Origin of the sequence: Leeuwenhoekiella sp. H156 (assembly GCF_052218455.1) — a bacterium.
Taxonomy (GTDB): domain Bacteria; phylum Bacteroidota; class Bacteroidia; order Flavobacteriales; family Flavobacteriaceae; genus Leeuwenhoekiella; species Leeuwenhoekiella parthenopeia.
Window position 1 is genome coordinate 42540 of sequence record NZ_CP197499.1, and the last position, 17047, is coordinate 59586.

Annotated in this window: 11 protein-coding genes; 6 read left to right on the forward strand and 5 right to left on the reverse strand. The window is 45.1% G+C overall.

Annotated features, from left to right (window positions below; genetic code table 11):
• Positions 1-18 precede the first annotated feature (18 nt).
• From ACSSS3_RS00180 to ACSSS3_RS00205, 6 genes are all read left to right on the forward strand, one after another.
• Positions 19-375, forward strand: a complete 357-nt coding sequence (locus tag ACSSS3_RS00180) for a four helix bundle protein (RefSeq protein WP_442845948.1) — start codon at positions 19-21, stop codon at positions 373-375.
• Between the two features lie 51 nt (positions 376-426).
• A complete protein-coding gene (locus tag ACSSS3_RS00185; protein WP_228230262.1) occupies positions 427-2235 on the forward strand; it encodes an acyl-CoA dehydrogenase family protein in 1809 nt (602 codons plus the stop codon).
• Between the two features lie 987 nt (positions 2236-3222).
• Complete coding sequence (locus tag ACSSS3_RS00190) at positions 3223-4101, forward strand: hypothetical protein (RefSeq protein WP_442845949.1); 879 nt, start codon at positions 3223-3225, stop codon at positions 4099-4101.
• Between the two features lie 9 nt (positions 4102-4110).
• Positions 4111-5274 carry an MFS transporter gene (locus tag ACSSS3_RS00195; protein ID WP_442845950.1) on the forward strand — a complete coding sequence of 388 codons (1164 nt, stop codon included), beginning with the start codon at positions 4111-4113 and terminating at the stop codon, positions 5272-5274.
• Positions 5275-5363: 89 nt separating this feature from the next.
• Positions 5364-6104: a sugar-binding protein gene (locus tag ACSSS3_RS00200; RefSeq protein WP_442845951.1), complete on the forward strand. Its 741-nt coding sequence runs from the start codon at positions 5364-5366 to the stop codon at positions 6102-6104.
• A gap of 8 nt (positions 6105-6112) precedes the next feature.
• On the forward strand, positions 6113-7018 hold the full coding sequence (locus tag ACSSS3_RS00205; protein ID WP_442845952.1) for an aldo/keto reductase: 906 nt from the start codon (positions 6113-6115) through the stop codon (positions 7016-7018).
• 3 nt (positions 7019-7021) lie between these two features.
• On the opposite strand, the gene ACSSS3_RS00210 is transcribed toward ACSSS3_RS00205, so the two are convergent.
• The 5 genes from ACSSS3_RS00210 to ACSSS3_RS00230 all read right to left on the reverse strand — a co-directional run bounded on the left by ACSSS3_RS00210 (position 7022) and on the right by ACSSS3_RS00230 (position 17042).
• Positions 7022-9745 (reverse strand): MG2 domain-containing protein, encoded by a 2724-nt coding sequence (locus ACSSS3_RS00210; protein WP_442845953.1) that lies wholly within the window; start codon positions 9743-9745, stop codon positions 7022-7024.
• A gap of 6 nt (positions 9746-9751) precedes the next feature.
• Positions 9752-12880 (reverse strand): glycoside hydrolase family 2 TIM barrel-domain containing protein, encoded by a 3129-nt coding sequence (locus tag ACSSS3_RS00215; RefSeq protein ID WP_442845954.1) that lies wholly within the window; start codon positions 12878-12880, stop codon positions 9752-9754.
• 63 nt (positions 12881-12943) lie between these two features.
• Positions 12944-14974 carry a DUF2264 domain-containing protein gene (locus ACSSS3_RS00220; RefSeq protein WP_442845955.1) on the reverse strand — a complete coding sequence of 677 codons (2031 nt, stop codon included), beginning with the start codon at positions 14972-14974 and terminating at the stop codon, positions 12944-12946.
• A gap of 14 nt (positions 14975-14988) precedes the next feature.
• Positions 14989-16170, reverse strand: a complete 1182-nt coding sequence (locus ACSSS3_RS00225; protein ID WP_442845956.1) for a glycoside hydrolase family 88/105 protein — start codon at positions 16168-16170, stop codon at positions 14989-14991.
• Entirely contained in the window at positions 16167-17042 is an 876-nt protein-coding gene (locus ACSSS3_RS00230; RefSeq protein WP_442845957.1) for a glycoside hydrolase family 16 protein, read from the reverse strand. The genes ACSSS3_RS00225 and ACSSS3_RS00230 overlap by 4 nt, the downstream gene beginning before the upstream one ends.
• Positions 17043-17047: the final 5 nt, after the last annotated feature.

A 17047-nucleotide genomic window follows, 5' to 3' on the forward strand; every position in this document is an offset into this window, starting at 1 on the left:
GATCAAAGATTTATAACTATGAACAGAAAAAGGCATAATTATAAAAATTTGAAGATTTGGTCTTTAGGTTTAGAGATAGCTTGCGACATCTCAGACATATTAGAATCTTTTCCCAAACACGAAAGATTCGACCTGTCATCCCAAATGAGCAGGGCGGCTACATCTATTCCAAGTAATATATCAGAGGGATCATCAAGAACAGATAAAGCATTTAGCACATTCATTGATTATGCTCTGGGTTCCTCATTTGAATTGGCAACACAATTACATATAGCACGACACAAAAACTATATAGACGATAAAAAATTAATTGAATTAGAAACTAAAATTCAGGAATGGCAAAAAATGACAATGGGTTTTCAAAATGGTTTGTAACTATAAGTCTATTCTCTTTTTTCTCTATTCTTTATTCTTAAATACACTACAATGGCAGAAACAGCAGATAAAAAAGACATCCTTCGCGGTGGTCAGTTTTTGGTAAAGGAAACTCCTTGCGAAGACATCTTTACTCCCGAAGATTTTAACGAGGAGCAGAAAATGATGAAAGAAACGGTTAAAGAATTTGTTGACCGTGAGATTGTACCACACAAAGAACGCTTTGAGCACAAAGACTATGCACTTACCGAAGAGGTGATGCGCAAAGCCGGTGAGCTGGGCCTTTTGGGTATCGCAGTTCCTGAAGAATACGATGGTCTGGGAATGGGCTTTGTTTCTACGATGCTGGTTTGTGACTACATTTCAGGAGCAACCGGTTCTATTGCGACCGCTTTTGGTGCGCATACCGGTATTGGTACCATGCCAATCACCCTTTACGGGACCGAAGAACAAAAGAAAAAATACGTTCCTAAACTCGCTACCGGTGAGTGGTTTGGAGCCTACTGTTTGACCGAGCCGGGTGCGGGTTCTGACGCCAACAGTGGAAAAACCAAAGCAGAACTTTCGGCAGATGGGAAATCGTACAAGATCAACGGTCAAAAGATGTGGATTTCCAACGCGGGATTCTGTAATGTCTTTATTGTTTTCGCCCGAATTGAAGACGATAAAAACATCACCGGCTTCATCGTTGAGAACGATCAATCTAACGGGATTTCATTAGGTGAAGAAGAAAAGAAACTGGGTATTCACTCCTCTTCTACCCGTCAGGTATTTTTCAATGACTGCGTGGTTCCTGTCGAAAATATGCTTGCCGGTCGTGGTGAAGGCTTTAAAATTGCAATGAATGCACTTAACGTAGGCCGTATCAAACTCGCTGCTGCCTGTCTTGACGCACAACGCCGCGTGATCGATATGGGCGTTAAATATGCCAATGAGCGTGTGCAGTTTAACACGCCTATTGCCAAGTTTGGTGCGATCAAATCGAAATTGGCTGAAATGGCGACCAATGCCTATGCCAGTGAAAGTGCTTCTTACCGTGCTGCAAAAAATATTGAAGACCGAATTTCAATCCGTCTTGAGGAAGGTGCAAGCCACTCAGAAGCCGAACTTAAAGGTGTTGAAGAATATGCGATTGAATGTTCGATCCTAAAAGTAGCCGCTTCAGAAGATATGCAGAATTGCGCCGATGAAGGTATCCAGATTTATGGCGGTATGGGTTTCAGTGCCGATGCGCCGATGGAAGCAGCCTGGAGAGACGCCCGTATTTCGCGTATTTATGAAGGTACAAACGAGATTAACCGTATGCTTGCGGTAGGTATGCTGGTCAAAAAAGCGATGAAAGGTCACGTAGATTTGCTCAATCCTGCAATGGCAGTGGGCGAAGAACTTACCGGAATTCCTTCATTTGACACGCCCGACTATTCCGAAGTGCTTTCGGAAGAAAAAGCGATGATCGCCAAACTGAAAAAGGTATTCTTAATGGTAGCCGGTAGCGCGATCCAAAAATACGGTCCTGAGCTTGAGGAGCATCAGCAGTTATTGCTGGCCGCTTCAGACATCCTGATCGAGATTTATATGGCCGAAAGTACCATTTTGCGTACCGAGAAAAACGTGAAGCGTTTTGGTGAAGAAGCTCAGAAAGAGCAGATCGCAATGGCGCAGTTGTACCTGTATCACGCCGTAGACACCATCAACCAAAAAGCTAAAGAAGGCATAGTCTCCTTTGCCGAAGGTGATGAGCAGCGTATGATGCTTATGGGTCTTAAGCGTTTTACCAAATATCAAAATCAGCCTAACGTGGTGGCGCTGCGCAATACCATCGCAGAGAAAATCACAGCTGAAAACACCTACCCCTTTTAGATTTTCACCCCTAAAAACGAAATTCTAAAATCAAACAACCTGTAACTTTAAGTTGCAGGTTGTTTTGTTTTGGGCGTGCCCTTCGGGCCAGGCCTGCCTGCCGGCAAAGGCAGGCTATACGTTGCAATCTTTAGTCGCTCCCGCTCCTAAAGGATTTCCTCTACTATCCCTCACGCGGATTTGATTCAAGGTTTAAAATTTAAAGTCTACGTCAATTGTCACCTCGACGGCAGGAGCCGTCACATCCTACTTGGCAAAAAAACAAGCTCCCGTGAAGGACTGCTGCGATTTCTCCCTACTGGTCGAAATGACTACAAATGTCACCTCGACGACAAGAGCCGTCACATCCTACTTGGCAAAAAAAAAAGCTCTCGTGAAAGACTGCTGCGATTTCTCCCTACCAGTCGAAATGATTACAAATGTCACCTCGACGACAGGAGCCGTCACATCCTACTTGGCAAAAAAAACAAGCTCCCGTGAAAGACTGATGCGATTTCTCCCTATCGGTCGGAATGACTACAAATGTCACCTCGACGAAAGGAGCCGTCACATCCTACTTGGCAAAAAAAAACAAGCTCTCGTGAAAGAATGATGCGATTTCTCCCTATCGGTCGAAATGACTACAAATGTCACCTCGACGACAAGAGCCGTCACATCCTACTTGGCAAAAAAACAAGCTCCCGTGAAGGACTGATGCGATTTCTCCCTACCGGTCGAAATGACTATAAATGTCACCTCGACGACAGGAGCCGTCACATCCTACTTGGCAAAAAAAACAAGCTCCCGTGAAAGACTGATGCGATTTCTCCCTATCGGTCGAAATGACAATACTAGTATTTCGTTTTTCTACTTTTTTAGTACTCTATTTCCTTTAGAAATCCACAACCTTAAATTTTAGACCTTGAATTTTAAATTGACCCAAAACGGCTCAATCCTTGTGAGACTCTTTACACAAACATCTGTATCTTTAAAATCTGAATCACGACTATGCTTAAATCATCACTTTTTTTCTTCCTCGGACTTTTAGGCTTCAGCCTTTACGCGCAAACCGCTCCCGAAGTTTACCTTTTTGAAATCAATACCACGCCCACGACTCTGGAGGTTAAGGACGGCCAAAACATATCCCAAAACCCGGGCTACGACAATCAGCCTTCGTTCTACGATGACAACACGCTGCTTTACAGCCGCACAAAAGACAGCCTTACAGCAATTGGCGTTTACGATCTGCAAACTCAGAAAAATTCAGTTTTAACAAACGAACCCAATAGCGGATTCTTTTCGCCCCAGCGCATCCCGCAAACCGATCTTGTGGCTGCGGTTCGCCAGGACCCGGAAGGCAGACAGCGCCTTGCTACCTACGACTTTAAGAGCAAAGCCTTTCAAAAATTGCTGGACAGCAGTCAGGTGGGTTACTTTTCGTTTTACGATAAAGAAACTTTTATCGCTTCGGTTTTAGTGCCCAATCAAATGGATTTATTCCTTTCAGCTCCTACTCATGACAGCCTGCAAAGAATAGTGGCAAATGCGGGACGCTCCCTTCATAAAGTGCCCAACAGCGACTCGATGAGTTATTTGGTAGAAAACGACGATCAGAATATGGACTTGTATATGCTTGATCTTTCCGGAGAAAGCCCTACCAGCTATTTTGTATGCGAACTCCCCATCGGGCGGCAGGATTACGCCTGGCTTGATGAAAACCGCATTTTGGTGGGTAGTGGTGATAGCCTATTTGTTTACGACCTTTTTGGAGAACCCGCCTGGGTTTTTGCTGTGAGTCTAAACAGCTACAAGCTCACCAATATCTCTCGAATCGCGGTAAGCCCCGATGGAAAACACCTCGCTCTGGCAGCAGAACCGGTAGAATAACTTTAAGACGTGCCGCAAAAGAACCGCATCATCTTCCTTATCGTTCTCGCCCAGTTTTTGGGGACTTCGCTGTGGTTTGTGGGCAATATCGTGGTACCGCAGTTGCCGCTGGCGCGTTTAGATACCGCCACCGGGGTGAGCGGTATTCTGGCTTCGGTGCAATTTGGTTTTATTAGCGGTACGCTGGTCTTTGCGCTTTTGGCTTTTGCAGACCGTTTTTCACCTTCCAAAGTCTTTTTAATTTGCGCCCTGCTGGGAGCCCTTACCAATCTGGCGCTGCTGCTGCCCGCTGTTACGTATTCAACCGTACTGGTCTCGCGCTTCAGTACCGGTTTTTTCCTTGCCGGGATTTATCCGGTAGGTATGAAAATCGCAGCTGATTATTTTGAGCAGGGCCTGGGCAAAGCATTAGGCTTTCTGGTAGGTGCGCTCGTTCTGGGCACTGCCCTGCCCCACTTTTTAAACAGTTTTGGACTTTCGCTTAACTACAAAAACATCACACTCATCACCAGCGCACTGGCCGCACTGGGCGGAATACTTATCGGTTTTGGAGTACCCGACGGCCCCTTTCGCAAGGCGCAGCAGAAGCTACAAATCAAGGCGATTCCACGGCTTTTTAAAGAGCCTAAGTTTAGAGCAGCAGCTTTTGGCTACTGGGGTCATATGTGGGAACTCTATGCCTTCTGGGGGTTTGTCCCGCTGTTTATAACCTATTACGCGCAAAAACACGTTCTGCTGCTTAACATTCCGCTTTGGTCATTTGCCGTGATTGGCATAGGTGCCATCGCCTGTGCTGTAGGCGGAAGTTTAGTCGCCCGCTTTACCAGTAAATCTGTGGCCCGCTTTGCACTTATAGCCTCAGGCATTTGCTGTTTACTTTCACCGGTTGCGCTGCAATTGCCGGTTTGGCTTTTTGCCTCCTTTCTCCTGTTTTGGGGTGCTGTGGTGGTGGCAGACAGTCCGCAATTTTCAACGCTCGTTGCCTCAAACGCCCTGCCCGAATACCGCGGTACTGCGCTAACACTGGTAAATTGCGTAGGTTTTGCGATAACGATTGTGAGTATTCAGGCGCTGGGATATGCCATTCTGCATTTTGAAATGCCCTATCTCTTTTGGATTTTGGCGCCTGGGCCTATCTTTGGCGTTCTTAGTTTGGGCAAAACACGCTCATGAAGGTCCATAATGGGCATTTGGCAAACAAAGTGCATTCCCTCCTACATAATCAAAATACTGAAAAACAGATTTTTGTATATTTTAAACAGATGAAATACCTCTTTTTAGTTTTCGCTTTGCTTGCTTTTTCCTGCGGAAAAAAAGAAGACCCGGCACCCTTTCCCAAAGCTGAAGCTCCACAACTGGAGGTTTCTAAAGCCACAATAGCGCCCAGGATTGACGGCAAGCCCGATGACCCAGCCTGGCAAAAAACCGATTGGCTTAAGCTCGACCAACTCTGGCAGGGCCAAAAATCCGACCAAAACATCCAATACAAACTCACCTGGACACCCGATGCGCTTTATGTTTTGGTACATTTTAAAAATTTAAATCCGCAACCAAATACGGGAAATCCGCTTGAAGATTATGACCGGCAGGACCGGCTTGTGATTTATCTGGACGAAAACAACAGCGGCGGACTTTACGATTCCGGCTTCGAGGTTTTTACCTATAATGTGCTGCCCAATGGTTTTGTAGTGGGTTATGATGCCGAAAAGCTTCCGAAAACCTATAACAATCACATTAACCACAAAATTTTCCGAACTAAGCAGGAAGCCTATCACGAATTACGCATTGCTATTTTTGACCAAAATTTTAAACCGGGATCACCCAACATGGCCGTATCGCTTTCGCCCAACAAAGAACTGGGTTTTGCGATGGCTTACGTTAGTATGGCTTCCGAAGAAAAAGATTCCAATACCATTCTGGGATCTGTAGCGATTCCCGAAGATTATAAAAACCGCATCAATCTGGATTCGGGACTTTTTGCTACATTACAACTTGTTGAATAAAACCTGTTATGAAAAACACACTAGCCCTAAACGAAAACCTCAGCCTCTCACGCATCATTCACGGATATTGGCGCCTACGCGACTGGAACCTCAGCGATGCTGAACTTTTAAAACTCATGGAGCAGGTGCTCGAACTGGGGATCACCTCGTTTGACCACGCCGATATTTACGGGAATTATACCTGTGAAGAATTCTTTGGCCGTGCACTGGCGTTAAAACCGGAATTACGCGAGCAGATGCAGCTGATTAGCAAATGCGGTATCAGACTGGCTACAGATTTCAATCCGGAACTGGACGTAAAAATTTACGAGTACAGCACCGCGTATATCATCAAGCAGGCTGAAGCTTCGCTTAAAAATCTGGGAACAGACCGTCTGGATTTGTTGCTTCTGCACCGCCCGGCTCCGTTTTTTGAGCCTGAAGAAGTCGCGAAAGCTTTTGACCATTTAAAGCAAAACGGAAAAGTGTTGAACTTTGGAGTTTCAAACTTTACGCCCATGCAGTTTGACAGCCTTCAGGCGTATCTCGATATGCCGCTGGCGACCAATCAGGTGGAACTTTCGGTTGCGTGCCTGGAGCATTGGGATAATGAGAATATTGAATTTTTCCAAAAGCATAAAATCAAACCCATGGCCTGGTCTCCCCTTGCCGGCGGTAAGCTATTTAAACCCGAAACCCAGCGCGAACACCGCCTGCATTCGGTTTTGAAAGAAGTAGCTACCGAACTGGGTATTGAAGCTATTGATCAGGTGATGTATGCGTGGTTATTAAAGCATCCTGTGGGCGCATTGCCTATTGTAGGCTCCCAACACATAAATCGCATTAAAAGTGCCGTAGACGCGCTCGAAATTGATTTAAGCCTGCAGCAGTGGTATAAAATCTGGATTGCTTCTAAAGGAGAAGATTTGCCTTAAGAGCTATTCTTCTATCTCATAATCAACACTCTTATAGCCTATTTTACCATCCAGGGAGATGACTTCTACAAGAACCGTTTTAGTTCCCGGGATGGTATTGTTTGGGTATTTCACGTTAACAGGTTCTCCATTTTGCAGACTTATGTTGGGATCCCAATAAAGCGTTACTGCATTATCACCGGGGCCTAAAGCCATTGCTCCACTCTCGTATTTCGGGATATAAAATGCTTTGGTAGACGCAAATAACGGGATGCTGGTCTTGAGAATGCCTTTTGATTTTGTGGCCGTGTAAAAACCGTTACCGCTGTAGGTATAAATAGCCAAAATGCTTCCCTGTGTTGGTGTCGAAAGCATACTTCGGAAAGGATAAACCCTGCGGTAAAGCGGCATAAAATTTTGAGTGGTGCCATCTAAAATTTCAACACTTTTCACTTCGCTGGGCGGCAGATTGGGCAAAAACTGATAGGCGTCGGCCAAAACCGGAATCCCATCAACCAGCACAAGAGTTTCCATCCCACCGGTGACCACCGCTTTTTGATAACGTACACCGGTGCTGTCCTGGTAGAGTTGAAAACTGATTTTATCTCCAAAAGACTGCCTTAGCACACCATAAAGGCCATGACTGTACTCATTTGCTTTCGTTTCAATCTCCCGACCATCGATCACCACATCGGGCTTGCCATAGGTGTCCATTACTTTTTTACGCTGTGGGGTAAGCTTATAATCGCTTATGAGTACTTCATCCAACTTGTTGATACTGGGATCGTAGTCAAAAAACGTATCTGCTGTTTGCTTCTGCTCTGATTTTTGCAAAACCTCAGGTTGCGGCTCTTTCTTTTTGAAGAAGGCTCGGTTACGGTCGTATGTTATTTGCGGTTTAATGGCCTCATCCAGACTGAGGTTATAATCCCGGTTTTTACCGGCATCGTTTTTGGTTTGTAAAACCGCCCGTACCCGTCTGCCCTCGAGCGGAGGCAACAGAAAATTGAAGCGTCCCAGACTGTCGGTTTTCTGATCGTAAAACTGTTGTTCTTCTCCAAAAACCATCAGGCTCACGTCTACACCCTCTTTCATTTTATCCTTATCAAAAAGCGCTGCTATCTCTCCCTGAACCCCTAAGGTAAATTCAGGAAGAAAAGGCATTTCCTGCTCATCCGGAGAAGAATTGAAGGTATAGCCCCGCCAGCCCTGAGTGAGCAGCAAATTATCCAGTTCATCGGGTTTTATAAGCTGTGTACCTTCAAAATAATACGCTGACTTTTCAATAGTTCCTCTTAGTTCTGAACTGAGCATAAAATAAGTCCAGATATTTTGCTCATTTTTCAATTCGTTGGGGATGACCAAAACCGAAGCGCTGGCATCCCGGGTAAGCCCCGTTGCAGAAAGCGTCAAGTTCACCTCTTCTTCCGTTTTAAAAGAAGGTTTGTTCAGTTCTATATCCAGCTTAAGGGCTTCGGTTTCTAAATGATTAAAGTATAGGCGTTCCGCTAACGGATTTTTGTTTTGGTCTTTAAGCGTAAATACCAAAATTCCTGCGGGTAACGATTCCTTTGAAAAAACCAGGTTTTGCTTTCCGCTTTCAAGTTTTCGCCCCACTTCACCAAGTGCCAAACCTCTGCTGCTCACTGCTACATAGACCGAATCATTCACAAGCTGGGTGGAACGTACCTGTACCGCGAGATTAGTACCTACGGGATTTACCGAAAGTGTACTGCCTTTCTCAATAACCTTAGGAAATGAATAAGTGAACTGAATATCCCTGTTTGACTCTGTTAATTCAACCCTATAAGTTGTTGATGCTTTTGGAAAAAGATATACCCGTCCCATCCCCAGCTCATTGCTTTTAAACGAAGTGACCTGAATTCCCTGATCGTCATAAACAGTCCCGGAAACCGCAACGCCTTTTCCGGTCTCGTCAATCGCCTTAAAACCTATAAGGTTGTTGATTCCGCTCAATAAACTACCACCCTCGGGTAAAAACTGAATATCTATCGCAGGTTTGGAAAGTGGTATACTCTCACTGTATTGCTTACCCGATTCGGTAAGGATTTTAAAATGCACCCAGTCTGTATCTTCGGCAAAATTTTCTTCCAGAACAAAATAGCCCGCGCCATTCTTACGAATGATGCGCTTTTTTACCTGATCACCATAAGCGAGTTCCAGATCAAATTTATTCCCGGCAGTGCTGTCTATAAGTTCGGGTTTGAAAATGAAACGGATAGCATCCTTACCTTCAATCTCCATTTTTTCAACAACAGGTTCCGGGCTTTTGGCTTCGGCAATGTTGAGATAGGTTTTAAAGATAAAGTCGGCATCAAAATTTTGATTCCATTGTGTGTAGGCCCGCAACTGATAGGTCCCCGGGGCATAAAAATCTTCAACACTGAAAAAATTGCTTCCAATCCCGTCATTGAGTTTGATCATTTTTTCGCCCACAAGCGTTTCAAACGGGTCTATCAGTTCCACATGCAAAACTCCGCTTAAGCCTGAAGGCACATTGTCTTTTGCCTGGGCAACAATAGCTTTAAACCAAATGGTCTCTCCCGGCGTATAGGCTTTACGATCGGTTTGCAGGTAAATCTTTTCGGCCAGGGCTTCCTGAGCGCTGATGTCCTGCTGAGCGGTAAGCCTGGAAGCAGTTATTAAAATTATAAAAGCACAAAGGCCCGTTTTAAATTTGATGAAGAAATTTGGTAGGGGGCTCTTCGATACTTTTACATGGTGCATAGTCTTTTAGTTTATGGGTTTTATGAGAAAGCTATATTGGTAATCTCCGGGCAGCAGCCGGTATTTTTTGTGAGGTTTGGCGCCCCAGCTGTTATCACCGCCTACCCCGGTTTGTTTGTAATCTATATTCAAACTGATCAGGTCGCGGGGTTTAATATCGGTCGTATGTCGCTGATGTTTCCATTCGCCGGGATCAAAATCGGAAACGTAATTGTGATGCGCACTGAAGGATACTACAGGCAGACCTACAATTTTAATTCCGGCACCGGAATCGTTGGTTAGGCTTATCCATCTGTTTTCGGTGCGGTAACCGTTTTCCTGGGGTCTGATGTATGGGAAATACAAATCTGCTACGGAAGACTCATAGATACCCACAAAAGCCGACTCTTTACGGTCCTGATAGTTCTCGTGCGGCCCGCGGCCATACCAGCTCACCTGATCGTATACGTCGGGCAAAATAAAATTCATACCAAAGCGCGGAATTTCGGCCACCTCTTCAGAACCCGTGTAATTTAATCGGTTTGTGATCTTCAGGCTGCCATCTGCATACATAGCAAAACGGGTAGTTGCCTGCGCCTGTAAAGTGTCTAACTGATAAACAGATTCTACAACCACAGAATCCCGCGTTTTAGAAAGCATCTTAAATGAGATTAATTGCTGCTTTTCAGAAGCATCTTTCCACAGTTTCCCTCGTTTTTGATAGTTATTACCAAAATCATTATCGGTTGACGCGCGCCAAAAATTAAGACGAGGTTCTTCTTTCAGGTAGTTTTGGTCTTTATAGACATACGATTTTAAGCGTCCGCTTTGGGTGTCAAAATTGAGGCTTACCGCATCGGTTTTTACCGATAGCGCATTTTTGAGCTCTTTAACCTGAAGCTTTCCTTTTCCTGTGCTGTTCACACGATTGTTAGCAGAAGGTTGTTTGAGCAGGATCTGCTCCCGGGCCACCACAAAACCTTTTGGCAAGAGCGGCGAAGCCGTTTTGGTAATCACATTAAAATTGATAAAATATTCGTGTTCATCTTCAGGAATCTGCAATGCGTTCAGTTTAAATACTAAAGAGTCTTGCGGAACCACGTTGAAAGACCCTAAGTTATTGGAAGAAACCACAGCTCCGTCACGCAACAAATCATACTCTATTTCAAAACCTTCCAGATCGGTAAAGAAAAAACGGTTTATCAGGTTGAATTTTAAACTTTCGGTATCGAGCGCCTCGATCTTCACGTTTTGGTACACGTGCTTCACCTCTGCCAATGCCGGATGTGGCGTACGATCTGGGTTTACAATACCGTTGAGCACAAAGTTCGCATCGTTGCGATAGCGGTCAGGACCATAATCCCCGCCATAGGTCCAATATTTAGTACCGGTGCTATCCTGCTTTACAAAACCCTGATCTACCCAGTCCCAGATAAAACCGCCCTGCATTTGCGGTTGTGCGTAAACAAAATCCCACAAATCCTGCAGATTACCGGTACTATTACCCATACTGTGCGCATACTCACACCAAATAAAAGGCCTCTCGGGATACTTGCCGATGTAGTTGTTTTTGATATAATCAAGGCTGGCATACATCCAGGCAATAACATCTGTATGTGGTTCCTGAAAACTCTTGCCGCGTTCTGCGCGTTCATACTGTACCGGACGTGAAGTGTCCCGGTTTTTGATGTAGTGATACCCGTCTACAAAAGCAGGGCCGTCACCTGCCTCATTACCCATAGACCAAATAATCACTGACGCGTGGTTCTTATTGGTCTCGACCATTGCCTCTAACCGGTCCTGATGCATGGCAGCAAATTCGGGCTTGTTGGCCGGGGTTTTATCTTCATCATAACCAAAACCATGGGTTTCCAGATTGGCTTCATCAACCATATAAATGCCATATTCATCGCAGAGTGCGTACCACAACGGATCGTTTGGATAATGCGAGTTGCGCACGGCATTGATGTTGTTTTCCTTAAAAAGCTGAATATCCCTAATCATCGATTCTTCAGTAATCACGTGACCGGTATATTGATCGTGCTCGTGGCGGTTAACGCCCTTGAGTAAAATGGGTTTTCCGTTTACCAGAAGCTTTCCGCCTTTAATTTCAACAGATCTGAAACCGATTCTAAACGAAGTGGCCATCAGCGTATTTGAGCCTTCAGCAAGACTAAGGGTGGCTGTGTACAGATTAGGGTGCTCTGCGCTCCAGATTTTTACTTCTTCAAACAGATGCTGAAAGCTGAGTGTGTCTTTTGAGGAAGCTGTTAGACGAACTTCCTGTTGAACTTTATGAACAACACCGGAGTCATCATAGATTTTTAACTGAAGCTGAAGCATTCTGGTTTTGGCACTTTCATTAGCAAGGCTTACCGAAGCATCCAGAACTCCGTCTGTGTAGGTCGAATCGAGACCCGCTTTAAAAAACGCGTCGGCGATGTATGCCTTTGGGGTTTTATAAATATAGACATCCCGCTCAATGCCGCTGAGTCTCCAGAAATCCTGATCTTCAAGATAGGTGCCGTCGCTCCAGCGATATACTTCAACGGCGAGTTCGTTTTCGCCGGACTTAACAAAGGACGTAATATCAAACTCAGACGGGGTTTTACTGTCCTCATCGTACCCCACTTTCTTTCCGTTTACCCAAACGTAAAAGGCGCTGTTTACTGCTCCAAAGTGCAACACGACGCGCTGGTCTTTCCAATTTTCGGGCAGGTTAAAATTGCGTTTGTATGAGCCAACCGGATTGTAAAGCGTATCTACAAGTGGCGGATTGATCTCGTGGGTGTATCCCTCACTTACATAAAGTGGAAAATCATAGCCCTGCACCTGCCAGTCGCCCGGAACTGCTATGTCATCCCAACCGGAAGCATTATACCCGGTTTGATAAAATTGTTCAGGGCGCTCTTCGGGTCTGCTAGCAAAGTGAAACTTCCAGATACCATTTAATGATATCAAATTATCTGAATCGCGATAGTTATTTACAAGCGCCTCTTCTTCGGTATCATACACGTAAAAGGTAGCACGTGGCGCCAGGGTATTAACTTCAAAAACACTCAGATCCTGCCACTCCGGTGGATTTTGCTGGGCGTTAACACGGGTTAATACGAAAAGAACAAACAAGTAGCTCCAATATTTTTTAACACTAATCATCAATTAATCAATTAAAGAGAGCCGTTAAACTATTTAAAAATTATAAACTAAACTGAACAGGAATTAATCAAAATTGATAGTATATAACTCAGAATCGCTCATCAAAACCTCTATTTTGCCATTTTTGGCACTCAGCTTTGTCACCGGCATCAATTCGGCTTCAGTAAAATCCTCGCCCGATTTTTTCCAGAGCATCAGGGTGGCGTAAATGTTGGTTTCAGCCTGCGGCGAAAAGGTAGCCGAGACATTGATGGTTGTACTTTCTTCAGAAATCGGATTGAGTCCGCTGGCAGATACAAACTCTGCATTTTCCCAACCCTGAAGCGGGAGCATCGCCAGTTGATACTCTCCATTATCTAAAACAAGAGCAGCAGTACTACCACTTTTCTGGATATAATGCTTGACTTCCTTGCCTTCGATTTTTGGCAACGCATAATGTCCCAGGCGCATTTCAACAGGAACTTTACTGGTCTGTTTATCAACACGTAAAATTCCGTTAGGTAACGGGATGTCTGCCAGTTGCATCGTCACCTGCTCGTTCGTTTCCAATACCGCATCCCGGCGGTACACGCCATTTTCATAGCTTTTGAAGGTATACAACCGCCAGGGTTCCCATTCGTTTTTGGCATTTTTAAAGACATAATTCATCGAGATTTCACCCTGCTCTCCGTCTGCCTGCCATGGAAAAGCGGAATTATACGACAGCTTGTTGTAGTTTTCGCTGCTGCGAAAGCCCTGCCAGTCGTCTGCCTTTTTCTCGTGGCACCATGCCCGTATTTCAGAAGCTCCTATATTTGGGTAATCGGTGATCAGAATATTGGAAGCAGCCTGAAACTTATTGTACACCTTATCCTTTTCAAAAGTAGTATCCCAAGGGCCCAAATTTTCAGTCGCAGTCCAAAACGGATTATCATCAGGCACCAACAATCCTAAAAAAGCCTTTCCCATCCAGAACACGCTGCCGCGGGCGCTGTACACCTGTACGGCAGGTTCAAAATGTCCGTAAAAACCTAAAGTCGGGATTCGATCGAGTAAAAAGTCAGGGTTCTGTAAAAACTGAAGTAAGGTGCCTGAAGAGATGCGGCGCAACCAGCCGAAATTAATCGTGTCATCCTGCAGCGTTCCGGTAAAGGGAAACGGACTGATAGACCCGATGCGGTAACTGATGCTGCGACCCCACATAATCATCTCGCCATCTTCCGAAAACATATAGGGATAATGATACACCAAATCCTGAAAATTGGTTTTAAAGGCTTTGGCTATCTCGGGATAATGCGTATCTCCATAGACCGACGCCCACATAGGCCCGTAGACCTGAAAGGCCCACATACTGTAATAATCATAAGCCGGGTTGTCGTTATACCAGCCCTGCCCGCGGTAATGGTCTAGCGATTTTTGCAGGTATTCTTCAAGCAAAGGCTTGTTGACTTCATAGCCCTGAGCATCAAAAAAACTGAGTACAAAAATGTTGAAGAATTTCCAGTTGGAAGGCACGGTAGGCCCATCACCGTAACTCAGCATTGATGCTGCCAGCGCGTCTTTATCCTCCTGACTTAAGGGATCCCAAAGCGTTTCGGGTGAAATAAATAAGGAAATCGCCAATGCCCCGTACTCTACCAAATTCTGACTGGGACCGCCGTTACCCCGTGGTTTTATGTAAGCTTCGCTATCCGGATTTGCCAGTTTGGGCAATTGATGTTGGTAATATTCGGCGACCTTAATCCCGTTTAAGGTAAGATCAGGTTCTTTTTTTAAAAGGGGTGCAGCTACGAAAAGGGTACGCACCAGACCTTCCAGTTTTTCGGTAGGTACCCGGCTGATGTCCTGCGGATAACTTTTACCGGGAAGCTTAGGAAACTTCATCGGGTCATCCAGATCGTCGATATAACTAAAAGCTCCTGCCAGTAAATACCTGGCGGCATCTTCCCAGTGTTTTTTGGTCATTCCGGTATACGGACTCGTTTGAAAATCGGGATTTTCTACCTCAAACAACGGCATTTCGCCATCCACCTGTTTTGCAGGTTTGATTTCCTGAGCAGTTAGCGCTGAAGTAATTAATACTATTGAAAAGAGAATAGGTTTTCTAAAAATCATCTTTTGAGTTTAGTTTATTTGACCATTCGGTACATTTCAGAAGCGGCAAGTAAATAGGCTCCCACTCCAAAGTCGGCAGTAGAATTGACATCAACTACCTGCCCGGGAATGGCCCTTTCGCCTATGGGCTGCACATAACCCACGGCTCCGTTTTCCTGTAAAGCCACTTCCGTCAGGTACTTCCAGCTTTTTTCTACAACCGGCAAATAGGTTTTTGCATCCAGAATACCGTTATTGATACCCCATAAATAGCCGTAGGTAAAGAAAGCCGTACCGCTGGTTTCAGGCCCGGGAGCGTGCTCGGGATCGAGCATACTGCGTGTCCAGTAACCTTCGGGCTGTTGGGCTGCTTTTAAAGCTTCGGCCATTCGCCTGTAGCGGGCTTCAAATGCGTTTCGGTATTTGGAATCTTTGGGAAGATCCTGTAAAACTTTAGCCAAACCGGCAAAAACCCAGCCGTCGCCGCGTGCCCAGAAATCTTTTTTACCGTTTAGGCTTTTGTGTTTGGGATAGACGTATTTCGCATCGCGATAATAAAGCCCCGTCTCTTCATCAAGCATTATACTATCTGAATACTTCAGGTATTCGTTTAGTTTATCTAAATACTGCTCGTTGCCGGTTACCTGATAGAGTTTAGTCATCACCGGCATCACCATATACAGGCCATCAGCCCACCACCAATAGTCGTTTTGTGGCGTGCTCATCTGGTATTCCATCACCTCACGGGCGCGGGCAATTTTTGAAGGATCTTTTGATCCATCAAGCGTATACAAATCGATATAGGTTTGAAAGGCAATCTGCCAGTCGCCAAAAAGCACATGATCGTCAGTCTCACCATAATTGTATTTCCATGCCGATTTATCATCAGATTTTGCCCCTTTCCACTCATTATGCTCGGCCCAGGCCGTGGCATAATCCAGAAAATCTTGATTTCCTGTCACTTTATAAGCTTCAATATTCCCGGTCTGATAGGCCGCAGGATGCCAGAATGCCGATGCGGGCTCGGGATGCGTCTCTTGCCAGTGGGTATTCACGTTTTCTATAATGGCCAAAACCCGATCGGGTTTGGGAAGTGAAGCTTCGTTTAAGGCCGAATCAGTCGGTTTTGCTCCTCCGCAGGAAGTGAATATTCCTGCCAAAATTGAAAAGTAAATGAGCTGTGTTTTCAAGGATTTGTATTTTAAATTTTGTTTCATAATTGAGGATCTGTTTTCTGATACACCCGTACATAATCTACCAGGTATTCTTTAGGAAATTGCGTATTTGAAGGATCACCACCGTTGGAACCAATCGCCAGATTGAGTAAAATATAATGCAGTTGGTGAAAGCCGTTAAACCCGTCGGGATTTTTGGTTTCGGCTAAATCAATCTCGTTGATTAACGCGTCGTCCAGATAAAGTTTGATAAACTGCGGAGTCCACTCCATTTTCCAGATGTGGAATTTTTCAGGCCATTGCGGGTCTTTCTTTAAAAAGTCAGTAAACGGAATTTTAGCACTGTCCCACGAAACATCCTGCCAGTTTGCTCCCCATGCGGCATTAGCCAGAATGTGGGGTTTTCCGTCAATCTGATAGTATTCCATCATATCGATCTCGCCGTTATAAGGCCAGCCTTTTTCCACTCCCAGCGTCCAGATTGCCGGCCACATTCCGCTTGCGGTATCAATTTTAGCCCGTACTTCTACAATACCGTACATAAACTCAAACCGATTCCGGGTATTGATACTTGAAGACGTATACTGCGCTGTTTCGCGGCTTTTGCTCCAATTGGTACTACCAGGTTCATAACCGGGATTTACAAGCTCTTCGCGTTTACCTGTGATGACCAGATTTCCGTTAGCAAGAGTGGCATTGTCTTCCTGATACCATTGCAGCTCGTTGTTGCGTACAAAACCGTACTCATAGTTCCATGAATCCCGATCGGGCTTAGTACCGGTGTCAAACTCATCGTGCCAGATAAGCTCGTAGCCTTTTGGCGTTTGAATAGCAGAATCCCCCACCTGCCCGGATTTTGAAGATTTACACGAAATCACAAAAGCATAACTAAGCAGCAGGAACAGGATTCTCATAATTT